This is a genomic window from Methylobacterium cerastii (assembly GCF_022179125.1).
GTDB lineage: Bacteria > Pseudomonadota > Alphaproteobacteria > Rhizobiales > Beijerinckiaceae > Methylobacterium > Methylobacterium cerastii.
Window position 1 is genome coordinate 86,181 of record NZ_BPQG01000046.1, and the last position, 23,783, is coordinate 109,963.

Genomic DNA, 23,783 nt, shown 5'->3' on the forward strand with positions numbered 1-23,783 from the left:
GACTCTTTGGTATCGCAGACCTCCCTGCTTACGGTGCCGCGCGGATCGGGTCGATTCCGGCGGTCGGCCCGAGGTGCAGCCACCCGGCACCGCGGCAGGGCGACATCGGGCGAAGCGCGGCATTAAGGCCGCTTGATTGCCACGCGTCCCGCGCGATCTCGCTGCGATGATCTTGAACTTACCCACCGCGGCCGCGACTGCGCCGCCGACCCTGTTCTGCCTGCACTTCCTCGGGGGCAGTGCGCGGGAATGGGCGCCGACGGCCGGACGCCTCGGGGCGGATGTCGTTTGCGTGCCGATCGACTTGCCCGGCTTCGGCGACGCCGCGGACGTGACCGGCTACGACGTGGCGGCGATGGCCGACCACGTCGCGGCAAAGGTCCGCGCCGCGCGGCCGGGACGCTGGCTCATCGCCGGGCACAGCATGGGCGCGAAGGTGGCCCTCGCCCTGGCGCGTCGTGCCGAGGATGGCGAGGCGGGGCTCGGAGGGCTGTCCGGCCTCGTCCTGCTCGCCGGCTCGCCGCCGAGCCCCGAGCCGATGGAGGAAGAGCGTCGCGCGGCGATGATCGCCTGGATCGGCGCCGACGCCGGGACTCGGCAGTCGGAGGCCGAGGCCTTCGTCGCGTCGAACGTCGGCGCGCCCCTCCCCGCCGACCGGGCCGAGGCCGCAATCGCCGACGTGCTGCGCGCCGAGCCGGCGGCCTGGCGCGCCTGGCTCGCGGGCGGAAGCCGCGAGGATTGGTGCGAGCGCGTCGGCGTCCTGCGCACCCCCGCCCTCATCCTTGCCGGTGGCGAGGACGGCGACCTCGGGCCGGAGGCGCAAACCGCGCTGATGGCGCCGCATTTCGGTTCGGCCCGCCTGGTCACCCTCGACGGCGCCGGCCACCTGCTGCCGATCGAGCGGCCGGATGCGGTCGCCGACTTGATTCGCGGCCACGTCGTCGCGCCGCACACGGAAGAGCCTGAAGCGCCGAAGATCGACGCGGCGTATCGCGACCTGATCGCCTCCGAGCGGGTCAACGGCCGCCTGCGCGCGGCCTTGCACGAGCGCGCCGCGCCGGACGATCCCGCCTATCGCCCGCAGGCCCTCGACGCGGTGGAACTGGCGATCCTGCGGGCCGTCGTCGCCCGGGTGCTGCCGCAGGCCGCCGGGATCGATCTCGCCGCCCGCATCGACGCGCGGCTCGCGGGCGGCGCCGGCGACGGCTGGCGCTTCTCAGCGTTGCCGCCGGACGCCTCCGCCTACCGAGCCGCCCTGCGCAGCCTCGACGCCGCGGCGCAGGCGGGGGGACACCGCTTCGTTGCGCTGGACGGCGCGGCACAGGACGACCTGCTCGAGGCGATCGAGGCCAAGACCCTTTCGCGCGGTCCGGTCGGCGGCTTCGATCCGGAGCAGCTGGCCTTCTGGTTCGAGGACCTGCGGTCGGACGTGGTGCGGACATGGCTCGCCCATCCGGCGGCGCTCGCCTGGATCGGCTATTCGGGCATCGGCGCGGGCGGCGACGGGTCGCGGCCGGTGGGATTCAAGAAGGTCGGTTTGGGCGAGCGCGAGGGCTGGGAGCCCGTCGCGCAGGGTGGGGATGCACGATGAACCTCGATTCGATGAGGCGCTATTCCACCGACGAGATAGTCGACGCGGTGGTGATCGGCACTGGCGCCGGCGGTGCGCCGCTGATGGCGCGCCTGGCCGCCGCCGGTTCGCGCGTGGTCGCCCTGGAGGCCGGCCCGAACTTCGATCCGCAGGCCTTCGCCTTCGACGAGACCCTCGCCGACGAGATCTACTGGACGGACGAGCGCCTTAGCGGCGGTTCGACGCCGGAAGCCTTCGGCGGCAACAACAGCGGCACCGGCGTCGGCGGTTCGACCCTCCATTGGGGCGCGTTCTGCCCGCGTGCCGACCAGCGCGACCTGATGATCCGCACCGAGACCGGAGAGGGCACCGACTGGCCGGTGAACTACGACGAGCTGCTGCCGTTCTACGAGCGCGTCGAGGCCTTCATCGGCGTCTCCGGCCCGCAGAGCTATCTGTGGGACGCGAGCCGGCGCTACCCCCTGGCCCCCGTGCCCCGCAACGCTTCCGCGCAGATCATGGCCGAGGCCTGCGCCGGCATGGGCATCCGCGCCACGGACGCGCCCGCGGCCGTCGTCTCGCGCGATTTCCCGCAGGCAGGCGGCGCGGTGCGATCGGCCTGTATCAATTGCGGCTACTGCCATCAGGGCTGCCGCAACGGCGCCAAGACCAGCATGGACGTGACCTACCTCCCGCTGGCGGTGGCGCATGGCGCCGAGATCCGGCCGGAGGCCCGCGCGCACGGGTTCGAGCGTGACCGCGAGGGCCGGATCACAGCGGTGATCTACCGGCAGGGCGGCGTCGACCACAAGCAGCGTTGCGCGCAGGTGTTCCTCTGCGCCGGCTCCGTCGAGACCGCGCGGCTGCTGCTGCATACGGGACTGGCCAACGGCAGCGGGCAGGTCGGGCGCAACTACATGGGCCATGTCGCGACGCAGGTCTGGGGCACGTTCGATGCCGAGACGCGGCCGAACAAGGGCTACCCGTCCTCGCTGATCACCGAGGACATGATCCGCCCGAAGGGCGCCGACTTCGCAGGCGGCTATCTGGTCCAGAGCCTCGGCGTCGCGCCGCTGACCTTCGCCAACTCGGTGGCGCGCGGGCGCAAGCTGTGGGGCAAGGCGCTCGGCGACTACCTCGCAAACTACAACCACGTGGCCGGCATCGGCATCAACGGCGAGACCCTGCCCTGCGACGCCAACCGGCTGACGCTCTCGGACGAGGCCGACGCCCTCGGCATGGGCAAGGCCGCGATCGATTTCGGCTACGGCCCCAACGAGACGCGCCTGAACGCCCACGCCACGAAGCTGATGGTCGACCTGTGGACCCAGGCCGGCGCCCGCGACATCTGGGTGCTCGACCGCGTCGCCCACACCATCGGCACCTGCCGCATGGGCCATGACGGCGACCACGCGGTGGTCGATGCGTTCGGGAAGTCGTTCGAGGTGCCGAACCTGTGGGTCTGCGACGGCTCGACCTTCCCGAGTTCGCTCGCGGCGAACCCCGCGCTGACGATCATGGCCCTGAGCTTGCGCAGCGCGGAGAAGGTGCTGAGTGGCGCCTGACATGTGACGGCGGGTCATCCCTCATCCGCAGAGGAAGGGAAGACCCGCGTCGCGTGCGATCTCGTACGCTTGGAGGCCCCTTCTGAGCCCCTGCCGCGATCAAGCAGCGATCGCCTCGGGCTTCGGCGCGGGTGCGTCCATCGCCCGCATGTAGACGTCGAGCAGCGTCTCGTGCTCGTCGCGGGCATCCTGGTCGAGCTTGCGCAGGCGGATGATCTCCTTGAGGATCTTCACGTCGAGGCCTTCGCCCTTCGCCTCGGCGAAGATTTCCTTCTTCGCCTCCATCAGCGCCTTGATCTCCTCGTCCACCTGCTCGATCCGCTCGACGATGGAGCGGATGCGGTCGCCGGCGATTCCAATGGTGTCGGTCATCCGAGAACCCTGTTCGTGAGAAGCCACGGCGGGCTCGTCGCGCATCGGGGTGAGCGAACGGTTAAGGCGGCCGATCCCCCGAGCGCCGCACGACGGATCTGGATTTCCGGCCGTCGATCGTCTATATGAGACCTGCGGTTGATGACCGGTTCGTAATAACGTTTCAGGACCCGGAGGGCAGTACTCCGGCGCCTCCACCACGAACGCAGCGGCGCTGCGTTTCTGATGGGGGCGAAATAGGTTCGACTGGGCGGTAAAGGGATCGCGAGTTCAGCTTCACTTCGGTGAGGTACGATGCGACTGTCGGTAGGGACTCGACCGGTTCGACGCGGGCAACCCCCGTTTCGGGCACCTGACCAAATCCTAAATGCCAACGATAACGTTGTCATGGATGCCCGCCTCGCGGCGTAAGCATCTTGCGGTAGGGTAACCGTCGAAACAGAACCCGGGGCTTCGGCCCCGGGACCCACCTTTCCTCATCCTCGGATTGAGCGCCCTGCCCTCTCGGCGGAGCGGAAACGCATGTCCGGGCGACGCCCCGCAGGCCCGAGAGCCGGCGAGGCGACGGCGGCTGCGGCGCTTAGCGCTGCTTGTCCTTCTTGTTGGCGTTGTGATGCCCGACGGCGCAGCCGGCGGCAGCGCCCATCTTGCCGTGGCCCGCCATGTGGCCGGCGACGCCGCCGACGATGGCGCCCTTGATGCAGCCCTTGGCCTCGGCCGGGGCGGACTGGCTGAGGGCGCCGAGGGCGAGCAGGCCGGCGAGGAGTGCGAACTTCATGAGCGTGGATCTCCGTTGCTGTGAAGATCGAACGAGCGGGCCGGCGACAGCGTTCCGGCGGTCCTTTTCCGGTCTTCGCTGCAGGTCCGCCATGCGTGCGCCGAGCGAGATGAATTGACACCGCGCGAAAACCCACGACATCACGGGTCTTGATCGCACTGACACAGGAAGGCGCACGTGGCTCGTCCCGAACTCGGTACCAAACGGATCTGCCCGACGACCGGCAGGAAGTTCTACGACCTCGGTCGTGATCCGGTGGTTTCCCCCTATTCCGGCGAGGTCGTCCCGACCGCCGCCCTCACCCCCTTCGCGAGCCGGTCCGCGCCGATCGCCGCCCGCAAGGAACCCGTCGCCGACGAAGACGAGGCCGACGCCGCCGGTCCGGAACTGGTCTCCCTCGACGAGGTCGAGGCCGAGGAGACCGAGAAGGACACGGATACGGACACCGAGGGCGACGACGTCATCGAGCCGGATGCCGACGGCGAGACCGCCGACGACGACACCCTCGTGGTGGACGACGAGGACGACGACACCACCGATCTCGTCGACGTCGAGGACGAAGACGACGATTGATCGCGCGACGCAGGTCGCGCCGGTTCGCCCGGCGCGACCACGTCCCCGATTCGCCGTCAGCGTGGGGCTGATCTGGGCGCATGCGACTTGCGCGGGCTTGCCGGCAGAATCGGCCCAAGGTCGGATGGAGACATTAGAGGCACACCTCGGGTGCTCGAACCCCAGGCGTGGCGCCGGTCGTACGTCGACCTGTTGCGGCCAAGAAAAAAGGGCCCCCTGCGGAGCCCTTGCTTCGATCATCGATCATTCCGCGAGTGGAATGGTGGGCGCGACAGGGATCGAACCTGTGACCCCTTCCATGTCAAGGAAGTGCTCTCCCGCTGAGCTACGCGCCCCCGCCGAAGTCGTTTGGCTTCGGTGTGGGGGGCCTATAGCCTTCGCCGTCCGGGGGCGCAAGCCGGAACGGACGAAACGGACGCTGGATTTGGTCGTCCGGTCTCGCCGCAGTCCGGTCGACCCGTCGTTGCCCACTGCAACGCTGCTCGAAATGGGTTATGGCGCGGTCTCGGTCGGCGCTAGAGGTCGTCCGGGATCGGGCCCGGGCGACGGGCGCTGCAGCGACGGGACATGCGGTTCTTCATCGATTACGACAACGGCGACGTGATCCATGGCTGGATCGTCCCGGACAACCCCCTGGCGGTCAGCCGGGTCGTGGTGTCCGTCGAGGGGCAGCGGGTCGCGGAAGTCTCCGCCACGATCACCGAGCCCGCGTTCCAGCGCAGCGGCTGGCACTCCACCGGGCAATGCGTGTTCGTGTTGCGGGAATCCGAAGTGCCGGGCCTGGCGGCGATACCGGTCCTCGAGCTCTACGACGCCGACACCAACGTGCTGGTCTATCGCCGCGTCCCGCGCGAGGGCCTGATCGATCGCCGGGTGCTTTTGATCCACACCGGCATCCATCCCGAAGTCGGGTTGCAGAACGCGCTGTTCCCGTATTTTCAGCAATCCCATTTCGGCATCCACAAGCTCTCCGACGAGATCGTGACCAGCGTCCTCGGAAACGAGACTCCGACCTCCCGCCTTATCGCCGGCGCGCTCGTGGTGCCGCGCTACGAGCAGTATTTCCCGCCGGATCGCATGCTGTCGGCGATCCTGGTCCACGATCCGCATGTGGAGATGGCCACGCGGATGCTGTGGCTGAAGGCGCGTTCCAAGGTGGTGGCCGAGGACGATGCCGGTTGGCGCGTCGATCGCTATGCCGAGGCAGCCCTATTCGTCGACGACTACGACTACACGGATCAAAAGAGCCTGAAGCGCTTCTTCCGGATGCTGCCGGAGCAGGCCTACCACCTCCTCTACAACCCGCTGTCGCGGCAGCTCGGCACGCGGCTACCCGACGACCGGCTCCATCCCGGTAATTCCATCGTCGCGATCGAAATCCTCGCGCGCCTCGGGATCGTCGGACACCGGACCTACTTCGACGCTTTCGCTTCCACCTTGTTCGACCAGATCGGACTGGAGGGCGGTTTGCCTCTGCCGGCGCCCGTTCCGATCTCCGACGAGGCGTTGGCCCTGGCCGAGCGCCTTCGCGCCGTGAAGGCGGTCGCCGACATGCTGGTCTTCGACATCGCCATGTCGGACGCGGTGCTGATGTCCCTCGCCAAGAGCTGGAATCACTGACGTGGTGGATATCGAGGCTGTCCTCGTCGGCGTCGGAGCGAATCGGACGCTCGTCGTCCACCGCGACGCGGACGGGCTTCGCCTCGACCTCGCCGGCCTTGGGCTTGGCGGGGCCTGGGTTACGATCACGCTGCACGACAACCCCGCCGCGCCGCGCGAGGCCCACCCGCTGATGAGTCTGGTTGTCAGCGACGAGGCCCGGTTCGGCGTTCCGGTCGCGCACGAGGCCGTCGGCGCCGGCGTCTCCGCCTGGACCGGTCAGGTCCCGGCGACGATCCGCGCCCTCCGGGTCGCGAACCTCGCCGGCGGCAGGCCTCCGCATCCGAGCCGGATCACGATCCGCCGCCGCACCCGTCCGGCCTTGGTGGCGAGAGCCTTTTCCCGGGCCCCCGGGCTTGCGGTGCGGGCGGTTTACTGGCGCAGCCTCGGCAAACGGGTGCGCGGGCGCAGCTTCCTCGACCGGGCGCTGCGGCACCGGAGCGAGGGCGGCTACGCCGCCTGGATCCGGCGAGCCGACACCCTGGACGCGGCCGAGCGCCGCCGGATCGCGGCGGAGGTCGCCGCCTGGGAGGCGCCGCCGTTGATCTCGGTGCTGATGCCGGTCCACGACCCGGCACCGAAGGTCCTGCGAACGGCGCTGCGCTCGGTCCAGGCCCAGCTTTATCCGTACTGGGAACTCTGCGTCGTCGACGACGCCTCGACCGATCCGCGGATCCCGCAGCTGCTCGCGCGCTTCGCAGCCGCCGACCCCCGTATCCGCGTCGCGCGCCGGGCCGAGAACGGACACATCGCCCGCGCGACCAACGACGCGGCGGCGGCGGCGCGGGGCACGTTCTGCGCCTTCCTGGATCATGACGACGCGCTGCCCGTGCACGCCCTCTACGAGGTGGCGCGGGCGATCCGCGCCAATCCCGATCTGGTGCTGATCTACAGCGACGAGGACAAGGTCGACCGCCGCGGCAACCGGTTCGATCCGCACTTCAAGGCAGACTTCGACCGCGAGCTGCTCTACGCGCAGAATTACATCAATCACCTCACCGTGGTGCGCACCGAGGCCTTCCGGGCGGTCGGCGGCCTGCGCCCGGGATTCGAAGGCAGCCAAGACCACGACCTGTTGCTGCGTCTGACCGATCGGCTCGACCCCGCCCGCATCCGGCACATTCCGGCGGTGCTCTATCATTGGCGCGCTGCGAGCGGCTCGGGCACGTTCTCGGACCGGGCGAGCGCCCGTACCGAGGCGGCCCGCCTGCGGGCGCTGGACGAGATCGTCGCCCCCTGGGGCGGCAGGGCCGAGCGCGGTCCCGCCGGCTTCAACCGGCTGGTGCGCCCGATCCCCGATCCGGCGCCGCGCGTCTCGGTGATCATCCCGACGCGCGACCGCGCCGAACTGCTCCGCGTGACCCTCGACGGCCTGTTCGGTCGGACCGATTACCCGACGATCGAGGTCGTCGTCGTCGACAACGACAGCCGCGAGCCCGAGACCCGCGCCCTGTTCGCGGAATATCGCGACGACCCGCGCCTGCGTGTGGTGGCGGTGCCCGGCGCGTTCAATTTCTCTGACCTGTCGAACCGTGGGGCGGCGGCGGCGACCGGCTCCGTGCTGCTGTTCCTGAACAACGACGTCGAGGTGGTCGAACCGGGCTGGCTGCGCGAGCTCGTCTCGATCGCGCTGGTGCCTGATGTCGGCGCGGTCGGCGCCAAGCTCCTCTACCCGGACGGGACGGTGCAGCACGGCGGCGTCATCCTCGGGATCGGCGGGGTCGCCGGCCACAGCCATCTCGGGGTCGACGGCGACGCGCCGGGCTATTTCGGGCGGATGACGGTCGCGCACGAGGCCTCGGCCGTCACCGGCGCGTGCCTGGCGATGCGCGCCGACGTGTTCGCCGCCGTCGGCGGCTTCGACGCGCAGGACCTGAAGGTCGCCTTCAACGACGTCGATCTGTGCCTGCGCGTGCGCGAGGCGGGCTACCGGATCGTCTGGACGCCCTTCGCCACCCTCGTCCACCACGAGTCGAAGAGCCGTGGCCAGGAGGACACGCCGGAGAAGCAGGCCCGGTTCGAACGGGAGGTCGCGGTGATGCAGGCGCGTTGGGGGGCGCAATTACGCGCTGACCCCTATTACAACATCAATCTGTCACGGATCTCCGGGCATTACCGGCTCTGAGCGCCGTGCCGCCGTTGAGGGGACGAGCCGGGGCACAGCCTTGGCGGGCGCGCGCAAGTCGGTGCAGACATCTGCGGGCCTGTTCCCTGCGCAGCCGATCCAGGGTAATGCTGCAGTGCAATCGGCGATCGCATCCGAGCCGACGACGGAGGTTGCATGCGGATCGTCATGGTCGGGTCGGGGTATGTCGGCCTGGTGTCCGGGACTTGTTTTGCCGATTTCGGGCATGAGGTCGTGTGCCTCGACAAGGACCCGGCCAAGATCGAGGCGTTGCGCGCCGGGCGCATGCCGATCTACGAACCCGGTCTCGAAGCGCTCGTCGCCGAGAACGTGCGCCGGGGTCGGCTCGGCTTCGGGATCGACCTCGCGGCGGCGGTCGCGGGCGCCGACGCGGTGTTCATCGCGGTGGGCACGCCCTCGCGCCGCGGCGACGGCTTCGCCGACCTCAGCTACGTCTACGCCGCGGCCCGCGAGATCGCGGCGGCGCTGACCGGCTATACGGTGATCGTCACAAAATCCACGGTTCCGGTCGGCACCGGCGACGAGGTCGAGCGCATCATCCGCGAGGCGCGGCCCGAGGCCGACTTCGCCGTCGTGTCCAACCCGGAATTCCTGCGCGAGGGCGCGGCGATCGACGACTTCAAGCGACCCGACCGCATCGTCATCGGTGCCGAGGACGCGCGCGCCGAAGGGGTGATCCGGGAGGTCTACCGCCCGCTCTACCTCAATGCCGCGCCGATCCTCGTCACCGGACGGCGCACCGCCGAGCTGACCAAGTACGCGGCCAACGCCTTCCTGGCGACCAAGATCACCTTCATCAACGAGATCGCGGACCTGTGCGAACAGGTCGGCGCCGACGTGCAGGAGGTCGCCCGCGGCATTGGCCTCGACAACCGCATCGGCGCGAAGTTCCTCCATGCCGGCCCGGGCTACGGCGGCTCGTGCTTCCCCAAGGATACGCTGGCGCTGGTGAAGACAGCGCAGGATGCCGGGACGCCGATGCGGATCGTCGAGACCGTGGTCGCGGTCAACGAGAGCCGCAAGCGGGCGATGGCGCGCAAGGTGATCCAGGCCTGCGGCGGCTCGGTGCGCGGCAAGACGATCGGGCTGCTCGGCCTCACCTTCAAGCCCAACACCGACGACATGCGCGATGCCCCTTCGCTCGCGATCGTCGCCGGTCTGCAGGACGCCGGTGCGACCGTGCGGGCCTACGACCCCGAGGGAATGGGCCAAGCACGTGCGCTCCTGCCCGACATCGATTACGCCGACGACCCCTATTCCTGCGCCGAGGGCGCCGACGCCTTGGTGCTCGTCACCGAGTGGAACGCGTTCCGGGCGCTCGACCTCGAACGGCTGCGCACCACAATGGCCGAGCCGGTCCTGGTCGACCTGCGCAACGTCTACCGCGTCCAAGACGTGGAACGCCTCGGCTTCCGTTACGCCGGCGTGGGACGTGCGTCGGGGGGCGGGCGATCCGAAGACCGAGACGGCGGGTGAAGCCGGCAACTCGAGCGTCCAGAGGTCGATCGATCGGCGCGCGCTGCAATGACGCGGCGCCGTCAACACAAATTCACCGGTTTTGAACGGTTCAGATGGCGACGGTGACCAGTCTGCGGCAAAGCTTAGGTTGATGAACATTCACGACAGCCGAGCGCAAACCGGCCTCTTCGATGCCGTCGTCCCTCCCTCAGGTTGGACAGCGATCTAGAGCCATACTAAGCATCGCCTCGAAGCGCGGTGCTGCCGATGCCCGATCCGTTTTCCGTTAACGAGCGTGTGCGAATCAAACGTGACACAACGCACTGACATCGCGATCGTCGGTCGCGCCTGCCGGCTTCCCGGCGCACCGAGCGTCGACGGACTCTGGCAGTTGCTCACGGAGGCGCGCTGCGCCGTCGGTCGCATCCCCGGCGACCGCTGGTCGCTCGACCGGTTCGGGCACCCGCGGGCGCAGGAGCGCGGCAAGAGCTACACCTGGGCCGCGGGCGTGCTCGACGACATCTGGTCGTTCGACCCGGCGGTGTTCGGCATCTCGCCGCGCGAGGCCGAGCAGATGGACCCGCAGCAGCGGCTCCTGCTCGAGCTGACCTGGGAGGCGCTGGAAGACGCGGGCATGCGGCCCTCGAACGTCGCCGGCAACCCGATCGGCGTGTTCGTCGGCGCCTCGTCGCTCGATTACGGCAACCTTCGCATCCTCGACGTTCCGTCGGGCGACGCCTACGCCGCCACCGGCAACACGCTCTCGATCCTGTCGAACCGGATCTCGTACATCTTCGACCTCAAGGGGCCGAGCTTCACCGTCGACACCGCGTGCTCGTCCTCGCTCGTGGCCCTCGACAACGCGGTGGCCGCGATCCGTTCGGGCCGCGTCGACACGGCGATCGTGGCCGGCGTCAACCTGCTCGCGAGCCCGTTCAACTTCATCTGCTTCTCCAACGCGCAGATGCTGTCGCGCACCGGGCTGTGCCAGGCCTTCTCGGCCTCCGCCGACGGCTACGTCCGCTCGGAGGGCGGCGTGGTGCTCGTGCTGCAGTCGGCGGAAGCCGCGCGACGCGGCGGCTCGACCGTCCGCGGCGTGATCGCCGCCACCGGCGTCAACTCGGACGGGCGAACCACCGGCATCTCGCTGCCCTCGGGCTACGCGCAGGGCGCGCTGCTGGAGCAGGTCTACCGCGAGGCCGAGATCGACCTCGACGACGTGGCGTTCATGGAAGCGCACGGCACGGGCACGCCGGTGGGCGACCCGATCGAGGCCTCCGCCATCGGCGGCAAGATCGGCAAGGGCCGCAAGAGCCCGCTGCCGATCGGCTCGATCAAGACCAATATCGGCCACACCGAGCCGACCTCCGGCCTCGCCGGCCTGCTCAAGGCGAGTCTTGCGCTCGAGCACGACCTCGTGCCGCCCTCGCTGCATTCGGCCGAGCTCAACCCCGACATCCCGTTCGCCGAGATGAACCTGCACGTGGTGCAGACCGGGTTGGCGATCCCGCGCGGCGCGCGCCAGCGCTTCGCCGGCGTGAACTCCTTCGGCTTCGGCGGCACCAACGCCCACATCGTGCTGACCGATCCGGCCCCGGTCGCCGCGGCGGCCTCCGCGGCCCGCGCGCCCGAGATCCTGCTGCTGTCGGCCCAGAGCCGCGCCGCCCTCAACGAACTCGCCCTCGACTACGCCGAGCGCTTCGACGGTGTCGACGCCGCCGAGGCCGCCCGGATCGCGGCCGGCGCCGCACACCGTCGCGAGCGCCTGGCGTCCCGCCTTGCGATCACGCTGGACGGCAAGGCCGACATCGCCGGCGAGCTCCGCGCCGTCGGCGAGGCCGAGGATTCGGCGGTCGCGCTCACCGGCACCGCGATCGACCGGGCGGCGGACGTCGCCTTCGTCTATTCCGGCAACGGCAGCCAGTGGGCCGGGATGGGCCGCGAGGCCTATGCCGAGAACGTGGCGTTCCGCGCCGCCTTCGACCGGATCGACGCGCTGTTCGCGGCGTATTCGAAGTGGTCGCTCAAGGCGGCACTCGACGCCGAAGACCTCGAAGAGCGCCTGGCGCTCACCAGCGTCTCGCAGCCGCTGATCTTCGCGATCCAGAGCGCCTCGACCACGGCGTTGCGTGCCGCCGGCCTCGCGCCGAAATTCGTGCTCGGCCACAGTGTCGGCGAGATCGCTGCGGCAGAAGCCGCCGGCATCCTGAGCCTCGAGCAGGCGGTGAAGGTGATCTTCTACCGCAGCCACCATCAGGAGACGACCCGCGGCCAGGGCACCATGGCGGTGCTGCTGATGCCGGCCGAGGAGGTCGAAGGCTTCCTCAAGGACTACCCGACCCTCGACATCGCCGCCTACAACAGTCCCAAGGCCGTCACCGTCGCCGGGCCGGTCGCCGCGATCGACGCTGCGCTCAAGGCCCTGTCGCGCAAGCGCCGGCGCGGGCGCAAGCTCGACCTCGACTACGCCTTCCACGGCCGGTTCATGGATCCGACCGAGAAGCCGCTGCTGCGCGACCTCGCCGGCCTCAAGCCCTCGACCGGCACCACGAAGATGGTCTCGACCGTGACCGGGTCGGTGCTCGACGGGACCCAGTTCGGCGGAACCTACTGGTGGCGCAACATCCGCGAGCCGGTGCGCTTCTCCGAAGCGGTGCAGGAGGCGACCCGCCAGGGCGCCCGCATCTTCGTCGAGGTCGGCCCGCGCGCGACGCTGATGTCGCATATCGGCGACGCCATCGAGCCGCTCGGCATCGACAACGCCACCGTCGGCGTCATGCACAAGAAGGCCAGCGGCGGCGATCCGATCGCCCGCGCGCTGGCGGCCGCCCTGGTCCAGGGCGCCGCCGTGGACGAGCCGACCGTATTCGGCGACGCGCCTTCGGGCGCACTGGACCTGCCGACCTACCCTTGGCAGCGCCGCCCGTTCCGCCTCGGCGACACCACTGAAAGCCTCGGCTCCGCGACGGCGCGGGTCTACCATCCGCTGATCGGCTCTCGCGTCCAGGTCGACGGCCTGGAATGGCACGGCTACGCCGACATCGCGACGATCCCGGAACTCGACGACCACCGCATCGAGGGCCAGGCGATCATGCCGGGCGCCGGCTTCGTCGAGATGGCGCTGGCCGCCGTCCGCGAGGCCCTGCGCAGCGACCACGTCGTGCTCGCCGAGTTCGAGATCCACTCGCCGATGGTGTTCGGCGAGGAGGCCTTGCGCGAGGTCGCGGTGCGGATGGCCGGCTCCGGCAACGCCGTCCAGGTCCTCAGCCGCCCGCGCCTGACCCCGTCGCCCTGGCAGCTGCACGCCTCGGCCAAGATCGTCGAGGGCACCTTCGCCCCTCCGGTCCGGCCCAACGTCGAGATGCCGTCCGAGAACGTGCTCACCGGCGACGAGCTCTACCTGCGCGCCGAGGCCGCCGGCCTCGGCTTCGGGCCGAGCTTCCGCCAGGTCGCGGCGAGCGCACGCATCGACGACGTCACCATCGTCTCCGACCTCGTCCCCGCCGAGGCCGACCCGCGCTACGGTCTGGTGCCGGCGCGGCTCGACGCCTGCTTCCACGGCCTGATCCTGCTGTTCGCCGACCTGCTCGGCGAGAACGCCGGCAAGGCCTACATCCCAGTCCGCTTCGGCGAGGTCCGGCTGCTGCGCCCCGGCGCCTCGATCGCGCGGGCCGTCATCCGGACGCGGCGCTGCAACGAGCGCTCGATCCTGGCCGACTTCACCATTCTCGACACCGAGGGCGAGGTGGTCGCCACCATCCGCGAGGGTCGTTTCCAGGCCCTGCGCGCCAAGGGCGGCGGCGACCTCGCGGCCTACGCGATCACGCAAGGGGTGGAGCTGGCCACCGAGCCGACCGCGATCGCGATGGACCGCCGTTCGAGCATCGCCGCGCTGTTGAAGCCGTCCGCCAAGGTCGCGCGGGCCGCGTCCGGCGCCCCGCTTTCGCCGGGCCACCTCCTGCTCGAGGGCTGGGCGACCTCCCTCGCCTACCGCCTCGCCTCCGGCCTCAAGCAGGGCACCGCCGTCACCGTCGACGCGCGCGTCCCCGCCGAGATGCGGCCCTGGCTGGTCAACGCCCTCTACGCGCTCGAGAGCAGCGGCCTAGCCGAGCAGGATGGCGGGCGCTGGCGCCTCGGCGACGGCGACGCCCTGCCGGCGCCGACCGAAATCATGCGCTGGATCGCGGCCGACCATCCCGAGCTGTCGGCCGAGCTGGTGCTCCTGGCCGACGTCGGCGCCCTGGTCGATCGCCTGCTCGCGGGCACGCTGACCGAGGCCCCGAGCCTGCCGCAGAACGCGCTCGACGCGTTCACCCTGCGCAGCGCCACCGCTCGCGCTTCCGCCGACGTGGTCGCTGGAATCGCCGAGGCCTGCCGCGACAGGCTGCCGAAGGACCGGGCGCTCCGCCTGCTGCAGGTCGGCTTCGGTCCGCTATCCGCCCAGGCCGCCGCCTTCGCCGAGACGGCCGAGGCGCGCCTGACCGTGTTCGACACCGATCGTCGCCTGGCGGAGCGTGCCCGCCTCGCCCTGCCCCGCGGCGTCGCGGTGATCGAGGCGGCCGAGGACCTCCCCGCCGCCGGCTTCGACCTGATCCTGGCCAGCGGCGCGCTGCACCGCGGCGACCGCGACCTGCCGCAGCGGCTGGCCAACGCGCTTGCCACCGGCGGCCTGCTGCTCGCCGTCGAGCCCGGCGCCTCGCTGTTCCGCGACCTCGTCTTCGGCCTGATCCCGGGTTGGTTCGAGGCCGGCGTGGGCGACATGCCCGTCGGCCGCCTCGACGACATCCCGGGCTGGCAGCGCACGCTGAGCGCCACCGGCCTCGTCAGCGTCGCCGTCGATCGCGCGGCCTCCGTCAACGGCGACGACTTGCTGCTCGTCGCCGAGGCTCCGCCCCGCCCCGGTAAGGCGGCGGCGCAAACCTTCGCCTTCGTCATCGGCTCGGACGACGAGTTCGCCGCCGAGACCGCGTCGTCCCTCGCGACCCTGCTCGTGGCCGCCGGCGTCCACGTCTCGATCATCCTCGACTCCGAGGCGTCCCTGTTGGAGCTGGAGCGGGAGACCCCGGACACGGTGGTGTTCCTGGCCGGCGCCTTCACCCGCGGCGGCGACGCGGCCGCCCGGCTGCGCGACCGGTGCCTCAGCCTGAAGCGCTGCACCGAGCATCTCGGCGCGCGCCCGACCAAGCTCTGGGTGGTCTCCCCCGGCGCGACCCGCGATGCCGGCGGGTCGGCGGCCTCGGTCGAGGCCGGGGTCTGGGCCTTCTCCCGCACGCTCGCCAACGAGATCGCGACGCTCGACGTGCGCCGCATCGACCTTGCGCCCGAGATCGGCTCGAAGCGCTCCGCCGAGCGCCTGCGCGACCTGATCCTCTCGGGCACGCCTGAGACCGAGATCGTCCTCGACGACGACTGCACGCGGGTGATCCGCTTCCGTCCGGGCCACGCCGCCCGGCGGACCGATCCAGAGGCGGTGCCGGCCGAGGCCGCGCGCCTGGAGCGCAGCAACACCGGCGGCCTCAATGAGATGGTTTGGGGGCCGGCGACCCGTCGCGCTCCGGAGGCCGGCGAGGTCGAGATCGCCGTCGAGGCGACAGGCCTCAACTTCCGCGATGTGCTCTGGGCGCTGTCGATGCTGCCGGAGGAGATCCTGGAGGACGGCTTCGCCGGACCTCGCCTCGGCCTCGAATGCGCCGGCCGCGTCGTCGCGGTGGGCGCCGGCGTCAAGGCGTTCAAGGTCGGCGATCCGGTCGTGGCCTTCGCCCAGTCGGGCTTTTCCACCCACATCGTCGTGCCCGAGCTCGTAGTCGCGCCGGCGCCCGACGGCCTCGATCCGATGGCCGCCGCCACCGTGCCGGTCGCGTTCCTCACTGCCTATTACGGCCTCGTCTCCTGTGCACGCCTGCGCCGCGGCGAGTGGGTGTTGGTCCATGGCGGAGCCGGCGGCGTCGGCCTAGCCGCGCTTCAGATCGCCAAGCTGAAGGGGGCCCGCGTCATCGCCACCGCGGGCTCGCGCGAAAAGCGCGCCCTGGTGAAGGCGCTCGGCGCCGAGCACGTGCTCGATTCGCGATCGCTCGCCTTCGTCGACGACGTCCGGGCGCTGACCGGCACCGGCGTCGACGTGGTCCTCAACAGCCTGTTCGGCGAGGCGATGGAACGCTCGCTCAACGCGCTGAAGCCGTTCGGCCGCTTCATCGAGCTGGGCAAGCGCGACTACGTCGCCAACACCCATATCGGCCTGCGCCCTTTCCGCCGGAACCTCAGCTACTTCGGCGTCGACCTGGACCAGGTGCTCCAGCACCAGGGCGAGGACGGCGCGCGGATGTTCCGCGAGGTGATGGCTCTGTTTAACGACGGCGGCCTCAAGCCCCTGCCCTATCAGCCGTTCACCGCGGACGAGACCTCGGATGCGTTCCGGCTGATGCAGCAATCGGGTCACGTCGGTAAGATCGTGATCGCGCCGCCCAAGCCCGGCCGGGTGCTCGCCGCGCGCAGCACGCCCTTCGTGGCCACGACTGACGGCGTCCACCTGATCACCGGCGGCCTCGGCGGCTTCGGCGGCGAGGCGGCGCGCTGGCTTGCCGACCGCGGCGCCAGGAACCTGCTCCTCGTCGGCCGCAAGGGCGCGGAGACGGAGGAGGCCAAGGCGGTCGTCGCGGATCTCACCGCCCGCGGCATCACCGTCGAGGCGACGCCGTGCGACATCACCGACCGCGTTGCGGTGGACGCGCTGCTCGCCGGCGTCGAGGCGTCCGGCCGCAAGCTCGCCGGCGTGATCCACGCCGCCGCCGTGCTGCAGGACGGTCTCATCGCCAACCTCGACGCCGCCGGCCTCGACGCCGTGATCGGCCCCAAGGTCGTCGGCGCGCAGAACCTCGACGCGGCGACCCGTGAGCGCGCGCTCGACTACTTCGTGGTGTTCTCCTCGGCCACCACCTTCATCGGCAACCCGGGCCAGGGCGCCTACGTCGCCGCCAACGGCTTCATGGAAGGGCTGGCCCGCCAGCGCCGCCGCCGCGGGTTGCCGGCGCTGGCCGTCGCCTGGGGTGCCATCGGCGACGTCGGCATGCTCGCCCGCAACAAGGCGGTGATGGAAGGCCTCGCCGGCCGCGTCGGCGTCACGCCGATGGAGGCCCGCCGCTGCCTCGACCTGATGGCCGACGCGCTCGGCGCCCAGGGCTCGACGCCCGACGACGCGGTGTTGGCCATCGCCTCGATGCACTGGGGCAAGACGCGCGAGCGCCTCGCGACCATGCGCTCGCCGAGCTACGACGACCTCGGCTCCGACCAGCAGATGGAAGCCGGCGCGGTGGCCGCGATCAGCATCGGCACGCTGCTCAAGGGCGGCGACGTCGACGCGGTGCGCAAGACGGTGTCCGACGCGATCGTCGAGGACATCGCCCGGATCCTGCGCCTGCCCAAGGATGACATCAGCCGCGTGCGGCAGCTCTCGGAGATCGGCCTCGACTCCCTGATGGGCGTCGAGCTCGGCGCGAGCCTGCAGGAGCGCTTCGGCCTCGATTCGCCGCCCGCGGGCCTCTCGTCGGGGATGACCGTGAACGAGTTGTCGGAGTCCTTAATTCAGGCGGTTTCCGCGCCGATGGACGAGGCTGCCGGCGTTGCCTTGAGCCTCGCCTCCAGGCACGTCGGCAGCGAGGTCGACGCGGCGGTGCTTCAGCCGTTCCAGGACCTCGTCGAGAAAAAGAGCCTCGAGAGTAAAGAGATCCTGTCATGACCCAATCGCCACGGCCGGACGGTGGGCGCGCCGCGCTCGCGGGCTTCGTGACGAACCGGCTCGGGCGCAACGCGCCCCGGCCGACGGCCCTGCGCGCGCCCGAGAAGGGCGGCGACCCGTCGGTGCAGGATTTCGCGAGCCTTCCGGGCTATCGCGAGCTGCGCCTGCAGCGCTCAGCCGCCGAGCTGATCGGCCTCGACAACCCGTTCTTCCACGTCCACGAGACCAAGGCCGGCGCGACCACGCGCATCGCCGGCCGGTCCTTCGTCAACTTTTCCTCCTACGACTATCTCGGGCTGAACGGACACCCGCGCATCTCGGATGCGGCGCGCGAGGCGATCACCCAGTTCGGCACCTCGTCGTCGGCGAGCCGCGTCGTCGCTGGTGAGCGGCCGGGCCATATCAGCCTGGAGAAGGCGCTCGCTGCGCATTACCAGACCGAAGCCTGCGTCGTGATGGTGAGCGGGCACGCGACCAACGTCACGACCATCGGGGCCTTGCTCGAAGCCGGCGACGTGATCTTCCACGACGCCCTGATCCACAACAGCATCGTCACCGGCGCGCAGCTGTCGGGCGCCCAGCGCCGCTCCTTCGCCCACAACGACCTCGACGCGCTGGAGAGCCTGCTGCAGGCGACGCGGCACGAGCACCGCCGCGCCCTGATCGTGATCGAGGGCCTCTACAGCATGGACGGCGACGCGCCGGACCTCGCCGGCTTCATCGCCCTCAAGGAGCGCTACAACGCCTGGCTGATGGTCGACGACGCCCACGGGCTCGGCGTGCTCGGGCGCAGCGGCGCCGGGCTGTTCGAGCATGCCGGCATCGACCCCAAGCGGGTCGACATCTGGATGGGCACCTTCTCGAAGACGCTCTCTGCCTGCGGCGGCTACGTCTGCGGCGCCTCCACCCTCATCGAATACCTGAAGTGCACCGCCGGCGGCTTCGTCTACAGCGTCGGCATGTCTCCGCCGCTCGCCGCCGCCGCGGAGGCTGCCCTCGAAGTGATGCACGAGGAGCCGGACCGGGTGGAGCGTTTGCGCCAGAACGGCGCGCTGTTCCTCGCCTGCGCCAAGAAGCGCGGGCTCGACACCGGCACCAGCATGGGCCTCGCGGTGATCCCGGTGATCGTCGGCGATTCGCTGAAGTCGGTGACCCTGTCCGACCGCCTGTACAAGCGCGGCATCAACGTGCAGCCGATCATCCATCCGGCGGTGCCCGAGCGCGCTTCGCGCCTGCGCTTCTTCATGACCTCGGAGCACACCCCCGAGCAGATCCGCGAGACGGTGGCCGCGGTTGCCGAAGAACTCGCGGCCATCGAGAAGGGCGGCTCGCTGATCGAGCAGCTTCTGGCCAAGCGCAGCTGACGATCCACGAGATAAGATGTTCGGAACGCCCGGGTCTCGAGCCCGGGCGTTCTGCGTTTCAGCAGGGAATTCCAGAGACGCGACCTGCATTTTGCCAATCCAGACCTTTGGTTTGCAAGACACCCGTAGGTTGAGCGCAGAACACTGCTTCCAGCCGATTTAAGACCCGCGGTCGGTCCCTAGCCTGATCTATCTCAGGATTTTGTGCTTAACGGTCCTTTAACCACGTCCTGCGACCTTGGTGGTGTCTTCCAGGGACCGCCGACCATGCTGCACTCCGATCCGCTCCTCACCCGCCCCACCCTCGTCCACACTGGGCTGCTCGCCCAGGCGGTGGATGGCCTGAAGCGCAGCGCCACGTCTCCCGTCGACATGTGGCGCCTGCTGACCGAGAACTACATCGTCGACCTCGACGCGGTCGCCGCCTTGATGCCGGTGTCCGAGCCCGAGCCTGTCTGGCTCTCCGCCCGGGACTGATGCGGCAAGGTCACAGCCACGATCGATGCTGTCGATCTGGCACGGCCCCTGCAAAGACACCGTCGCGACCAAGCCCAACGTCGGCAAGCCGAAGCTCATCAAGAGAAACGTCGTCACGAGGAACGCCCGGACAAGAAACACGCGGTGGCTCGAACGCCCGAGCACCCCGCGGACCTGTCGATCACTCGAACTCGAGGTCCGTCATGTCCGACCTGTTGTCCGTTGCCCTCGTCTGCGCCGGCACGCTCCTGGCGCAGGATTGCTCCCGCGAGACCGCGCTCGACGTCATCGTCTCGCCGGCGCGCACCCCGATGGAATGCGTCATGCACGCGCAGACCATGGCCGCCGCGGCCGGTCTGCCCGGCGGCGACCACCGCTATCTCAAGATCTCCTGCGAGCACCGCCGCACCGAGGGCGAACCCGTGTTCGTCGCGCGGCGGTCGTCCTGATCCCGCCTCAGCCGATCGCCGTCAGGGTGTCGCCGACGGCGAGCATGCCGCCGGCGATCACCTCGGCGTAGACGCCGCAATCGCGGTGGCCGAGATGCGCGTCGATCGCCCAGGGGATGTCGAGGTCGCGCGCGCCGCTGACCGGGTCGACGTTGGTCGCTGCGCAACGCACGGTGCGCTTCGTCAACTTCAGGCGTAGGCCGCTCGGCGCCTCCAGCACGCGGCCGACCATCTTCAGCTCGGCCCAGGGCGCGAGCCCTTCGACGTGGAGGTTGCCGCGGAAGCGCAGCGGGTCGACCGGAGCGCCGACGTATTCCTCGACCGCGCGGACGCTCGCGAGGTTGATCAGCGAGACGTATCCGATCTTCGAATCGGTGAAGCGGTATCCGGTGTGCTCCGGCGCCGCGAGCACCCGCGGCTCCCCGCGCAGGGCGTCGGGCAACCGACGCCGCATGAGGCCTTCCAGCGTCGCCCGGCCCGCCTCGGTGTCGAGCTTGGCGACGACCGTCTCGCCGTCCGCCTCGACGGTGAGCGTCGCCGTGGCGTCGTCGTAGCGCGTGCGCAGGCGGGCCAGCGCCTCGTCGCGCATCAGCATCAGGTACTTCGTCTTGGGCTGGTGCCGCGGCGCGACCGGGTCGAAGCCGGAATCGCCGTTCTCGATGGCGTAGAGCCTGTCGCCGGGAAAGTAACCCGACGTCTCCAGCACCGTTCGCTCCAGCGGCTCGGGGCTGAACCCCTTCACGGGGTAGCGGTAGAGGGCGGACAGCGTCGTCGTCATGCCCGCACCGTGACCCGGATCTTCGCCGGGATGCAAGGGGGCGTCACCCTCTTGTGGTGCGCAATTACAACACCACATCCCTGTGACCGGCGGCCTTGGGCGCCGGGGCTTTCTGCGGTGGTTTCCGCCGGGGAGGCAACGTCTCGGGCCGACACCGTGCCTTCCAGGGCGGCGGAGGCCGAAGCGGTAGGATGAAGACACGCATGAATTTTGAAAAATACACCGAGCGCGCCCGCGGCTTCGTCCAGGCGGCGCAGAACCTCTCGATGCGCGAGGGCCATCCCCAATTGCAGCCGGGCCACCTGCTGAAGGTGCTGCTCGACGACCCCGAGGGCCTGTGCGCGGGCCTGATCGACCGCGCCGGCGGCCAGTCGCGCGTCGCGCTGGCGCAGGTCGAGGCGTGGCTCGCCAAGCAGCCGAAGGTGTCCGGCAACGCCAGCCAGCCGCAGGCGACCCGCGACCTCGTGCGCCTGTTCGACACCGCCGAGAAGGCCGCCGAGAAGGCGGGCGATTCCTACGTCACCGTCGAGCGGCTTCTGCTCGCGATCGCCGTCGAGAAGGACACCGAGGCCGGCAAGGCGCTCGTTTCTGCCGGCGTGACGCCGGCCTCGCTCAACGGCGCGATCAACGCCCTGCGCAAGGGCCGCACCGCGGACAACGCCTCGGCCGAGAACGCCTACGACGCCCTGAAGAAGTACGCCCGCGACCTCACGGAGGCGGCGCGCGAGGGCAAGCTCGACCCGGTGATCGGCCGCGACGAGGAGATCCGCCGTACGATCCAGGTGCTGTCCCGCCGGACCAAGAACAACCCGGTGCTGATCGGCGAGCCCGGCGTCGGCAAGACGGCGATCGTCGAGGGGTTGGCGTTGCGCATCGTCGACGGCGACGTGCCCGAGAGCCTGAAGGACAAGAGCCTGCTCGCCCTCGACCTCGGCGCACTGATCGCGGGCGCGAAATTCCGCGGTGAGTTCGAGGAGCGGTTGAAGGCGGTGCTGTCCGAGGTGACGGCGGCGGCCGGCGGCATCATCCTGTTCATCGACGAGATGCACACTCTCGTCGGCGCCGGAAAGGCCGACGGCGCCATGGACGCCTCGAACCTGCTCAAGCCCGCGCTCGCCCGCGGCGAGCTGCACTGCGTCGGCGCGACCACACTCGACGAGTACCGCAAGCACGTCGAGAAGGACGCGGCGCTGGCCCGCCGCTTCCAGCCGGTCTTCGTCTCGGAGCCCACCGTCGAGGACACGGTGTCGATCCTGCGCGGGATCAAGGAGAAGTACGAGCAGCACCACGGCGTCCGCATCCAGGATTCGGCCCTGGTCGCCGCCGCCACGCTGTCGAACCGCTACATCACCGATCGCTTCCTGCCCGACAAGGCGATCGACCTGATGGACGAGGCCGGCTCGCGCCTGCGCATGCAGGTCGACTCGAAGCCCGAGGAGCTGGACAACCTCGACCGCGAGATCGTGCGCCTGAAGATCGAGGGCGAGGCCCTGAAGAAGGAGACCGATTCGGCTTCGCGCGACCGGCTCGCCCGGCTCGAGCGGGAGTTGGCCGACCTTGAGGAGCAGTCGGCCACCATTACCTCGCGGTGGAAGGCGGAGAAGGACAAGCTCGGCGCCGCCGCCGAACTGAAGAAGAAGCTCGACGAGGCGCGCAACGACCTGGCCTCCGCCCAGCGGCAGGGCCAGTATCAGCGCGCGGGCGAGCTCGCCTACGGCGTGATCCCCGGGCTGGAGAAGCGGCTCGCCGAGATCGAGGCGGCGGCCGAAGGCGCGGTCGCGCGCGACGGCATGGTCGAGGAGGCGGTGACGCCGGCTCACATCGCGGGCGTCGTCTCCCGCTGGACCGGCGTGCCGGTGGACAAGATGCTGGAGGGCGAGCGCGACAAGCTGCTCGCGATGGAGGACGCAATCGGCAAGCGGGTCGTCGGGCAGCGCGAGGCGGTGGAGGCGGTCTCGACCGCAGTCCGCCGCGCGCGCGCCGGCCTGCAGGACCCGAACCGGCCGATCGGCTCTTTCATGTTCCTCGGGCCGACCGGCGTCGGTAAGACCGAGTTGACAAAAGCGCTCGCCAACTTCCTGTTCGACGACGACACCGCGTTGGTGCGCATCGACATGTCAGAGTACATGGAGAAGCATTCCGTGGCCCGGCTGATCGGCGCGCCCCCCGGCTATGTCGGCTACGAGGAGGGCGGCGCGCTCACCGAGGCGGTGCGGCGCCGTCCGTATCAGGTCGTCCTGTTCGACGAGATCGAGAAGGCGCATCCGGACGTTTTTAACGTCCTGCTGCAGGTGCTCGACGACGGGCGCCTGACGGACGGACAGGGTCGCACGGTCGACTTCCGCAACACGCTTTTGATCATGACCTCGAACCTCGGGGCCGAGTACCTGGTGGCGCAGCGGGACGGCGAGGACACCGACGCGGTTCGGGACGACGTGATGGGCGTGGTGCGCAACCACTTCCGGCCGGAATTCCTGAACCGGATCGACGAGATCATCCTGTTCCACCGCCTCAAGCGGGCGGAAATGGGGGCGATCGTCGACATCCAGCTCGTCCGGCTGCAGAAGTTGCTCGACGAGCGCAAGATCGCCCTCGACGTGGACGCCGAGGCGCGCGCCTGGCTCGCCGACCGCGGCTACGACCCGGCCTACGGGGCGCGACCGCTGAAGCGCGTGATCCAGAAGACGGTGCAGGATCCGCTGGCGGAGCTGTTGCTGTCGGGCAAGATCCACGACGGCGAAAGCGTGCCGGTCGGGGTCGGCCCGTCCGGGCTCGTCATCGCCGGCACCTCCCCCGAGCCGCGCCGGCGGCCCGAGAAGGTGACCCTGAACTGAGGTTTGGATCGCACCCCGCCCCGGCCGC

The 23,783-nt window shown here is 70.1% G+C and carries 14 protein-coding genes, 1 tRNA gene and 1 other RNA gene; 12 read left to right on the forward strand and 4 right to left on the reverse strand.

The genetic code is table 11. From position 1 onward, the window contains the following. Positions 1 to 166: 166 nt before the first annotated feature. On the forward strand, positions 167 to 1,591 hold the full coding sequence (locus MFF13_RS15285; RefSeq protein ID WP_147828248.1) for an alpha/beta hydrolase: 1,425 nt from the start codon (positions 167 to 169) through the stop codon (positions 1,589 to 1,591). Then, the gene (locus MFF13_RS15290) at positions 1,588 to 3,135 is read left to right on the forward strand and encodes a GMC family oxidoreductase (protein WP_238272471.1); all 1,548 of its coding nucleotides are present in this window, start codon (positions 1,588 to 1,590) and stop codon (positions 3,133 to 3,135) included. Before MFF13_RS15285 ends, MFF13_RS15290 begins: the two co-directional genes overlap by 4 nt. A gap of 99 nt (positions 3,136 to 3,234) precedes the next feature. Here MFF13_RS15290 and MFF13_RS15295 read toward each other — a convergent pair whose 3' ends face one another. Beyond that, positions 3,235 to 3,507 carry a DUF2312 domain-containing protein gene (locus tag MFF13_RS15295; RefSeq protein WP_147813398.1) on the reverse strand — a complete coding sequence of 91 codons (273 nt, stop codon included), beginning with the start codon at positions 3,505 to 3,507 and terminating at the stop codon, positions 3,235 to 3,237. Positions 3,508 to 3,653: 146 nt separating this feature from the next. Here MFF13_RS15295 and ssrA point away from each other — a divergent pair. Continuing rightward, positions 3,654 to 3,772: a transfer-messenger RNA gene (gene ssrA, locus MFF13_RS26630) on the forward strand. A 315-nt stretch (positions 3,773 to 4,087) separates the two neighbouring features. Here ssrA and MFF13_RS15305 read toward each other — a convergent pair. Then, on the reverse strand, positions 4,088 to 4,285 hold the full coding sequence (locus tag MFF13_RS15305) for a hypothetical protein (RefSeq protein WP_147750191.1): 198 nt from the start codon (positions 4,283 to 4,285) through the stop codon (positions 4,088 to 4,090). 177 nt (positions 4,286 to 4,462) lie between these two features. On the opposite strand from MFF13_RS15305, the gene MFF13_RS15310 reads away from it, so the two are divergent. Continuing rightward, positions 4,463 to 4,858 (forward strand): TIGR02300 family protein, encoded by a 396-nt coding sequence (locus MFF13_RS15310; protein WP_147750190.1) that lies wholly within the window; start codon positions 4,463 to 4,465, stop codon positions 4,856 to 4,858. Between the two features lie 260 nt (positions 4,859 to 5,118). Here the strand turns inward: MFF13_RS15310 and MFF13_RS15315 are convergent. Then, positions 5,119 to 5,193, reverse strand: a tRNA-Val gene (locus MFF13_RS15315). Positions 5,194 to 5,425: 232 nt separating this feature from the next. Here MFF13_RS15315 and MFF13_RS15320 point away from each other — a divergent pair. The 7 genes from MFF13_RS15320 (at position 5,426) to MFF13_RS15350 (ending at position 20,143) form a co-directional block, all read left to right on the forward strand. Beyond that, positions 5,426 to 6,478, forward strand: coding sequence for a hypothetical protein (locus MFF13_RS15320; RefSeq protein ID WP_238272472.1), 1,053 nt, complete (start codon positions 5,426 to 5,428; stop codon positions 6,476 to 6,478). Position 6,479: 1 nt separating this feature from the next. After that, positions 6,480 to 8,642 carry a glycosyltransferase family 2 protein gene (locus tag MFF13_RS15325; RefSeq protein WP_147828252.1) on the forward strand — a complete coding sequence of 721 codons (2,163 nt, stop codon included), beginning with the start codon at positions 6,480 to 6,482 and terminating at the stop codon, positions 8,640 to 8,642. Positions 8,643 to 8,798: 156 nt separating this feature from the next. Next, positions 8,799 to 10,139, forward strand: coding sequence for a UDP-glucose dehydrogenase family protein (locus MFF13_RS15330; protein ID WP_238272473.1), 1,341 nt, complete (start codon positions 8,799 to 8,801; stop codon positions 10,137 to 10,139). A gap of 292 nt (positions 10,140 to 10,431) precedes the next feature. Then, on the forward strand, positions 10,432 to 17,853 hold the full coding sequence (locus MFF13_RS15335) for a type I polyketide synthase (RefSeq protein WP_238272474.1): 7,422 nt from the start codon (positions 10,432 to 10,434) through the stop codon (positions 17,851 to 17,853). Continuing rightward, complete coding sequence (locus tag MFF13_RS15340; RefSeq protein WP_147763199.1) at positions 17,850 to 19,217, forward strand: aminotransferase class I/II-fold pyridoxal phosphate-dependent enzyme; 1,368 nt, start codon at positions 17,850 to 17,852, stop codon at positions 19,215 to 19,217. Before MFF13_RS15335 ends, MFF13_RS15340 begins: the two co-directional genes overlap by 4 nt. Positions 19,218 to 19,484: 267 nt before the next feature. Continuing rightward, positions 19,485 to 19,694 carry a hypothetical protein gene (locus MFF13_RS15345; protein WP_238272475.1) on the forward strand — a complete coding sequence of 70 codons (210 nt, stop codon included), beginning with the start codon at positions 19,485 to 19,487 and terminating at the stop codon, positions 19,692 to 19,694. 203 nt (positions 19,695 to 19,897) lie between these two features. Continuing rightward, complete coding sequence (locus MFF13_RS15350) at positions 19,898 to 20,143, forward strand: hypothetical protein (protein ID WP_147763201.1); 246 nt, start codon at positions 19,898 to 19,900, stop codon at positions 20,141 to 20,143. A gap of 7 nt (positions 20,144 to 20,150) precedes the next feature. On the opposite strand, the gene MFF13_RS15355 is transcribed toward MFF13_RS15350, so the two are convergent. Beyond that, positions 20,151 to 20,921: an MOSC domain-containing protein gene (locus MFF13_RS15355; protein ID WP_238272476.1), complete on the reverse strand. Its 771-nt coding sequence runs from the start codon at positions 20,919 to 20,921 to the stop codon at positions 20,151 to 20,153. 203 nt (positions 20,922 to 21,124) lie between these two features. On the opposite strand from MFF13_RS15355, the gene clpB reads away from it, so the two are divergent. Next, on the forward strand, positions 21,125 to 23,755 hold the full coding sequence (gene clpB / locus MFF13_RS15360; protein ID WP_238272477.1) for an ATP-dependent chaperone ClpB: 2,631 nt from the start codon (positions 21,125 to 21,127) through the stop codon (positions 23,753 to 23,755). Positions 23,756 to 23,783 lie beyond the last annotated feature (28 nt).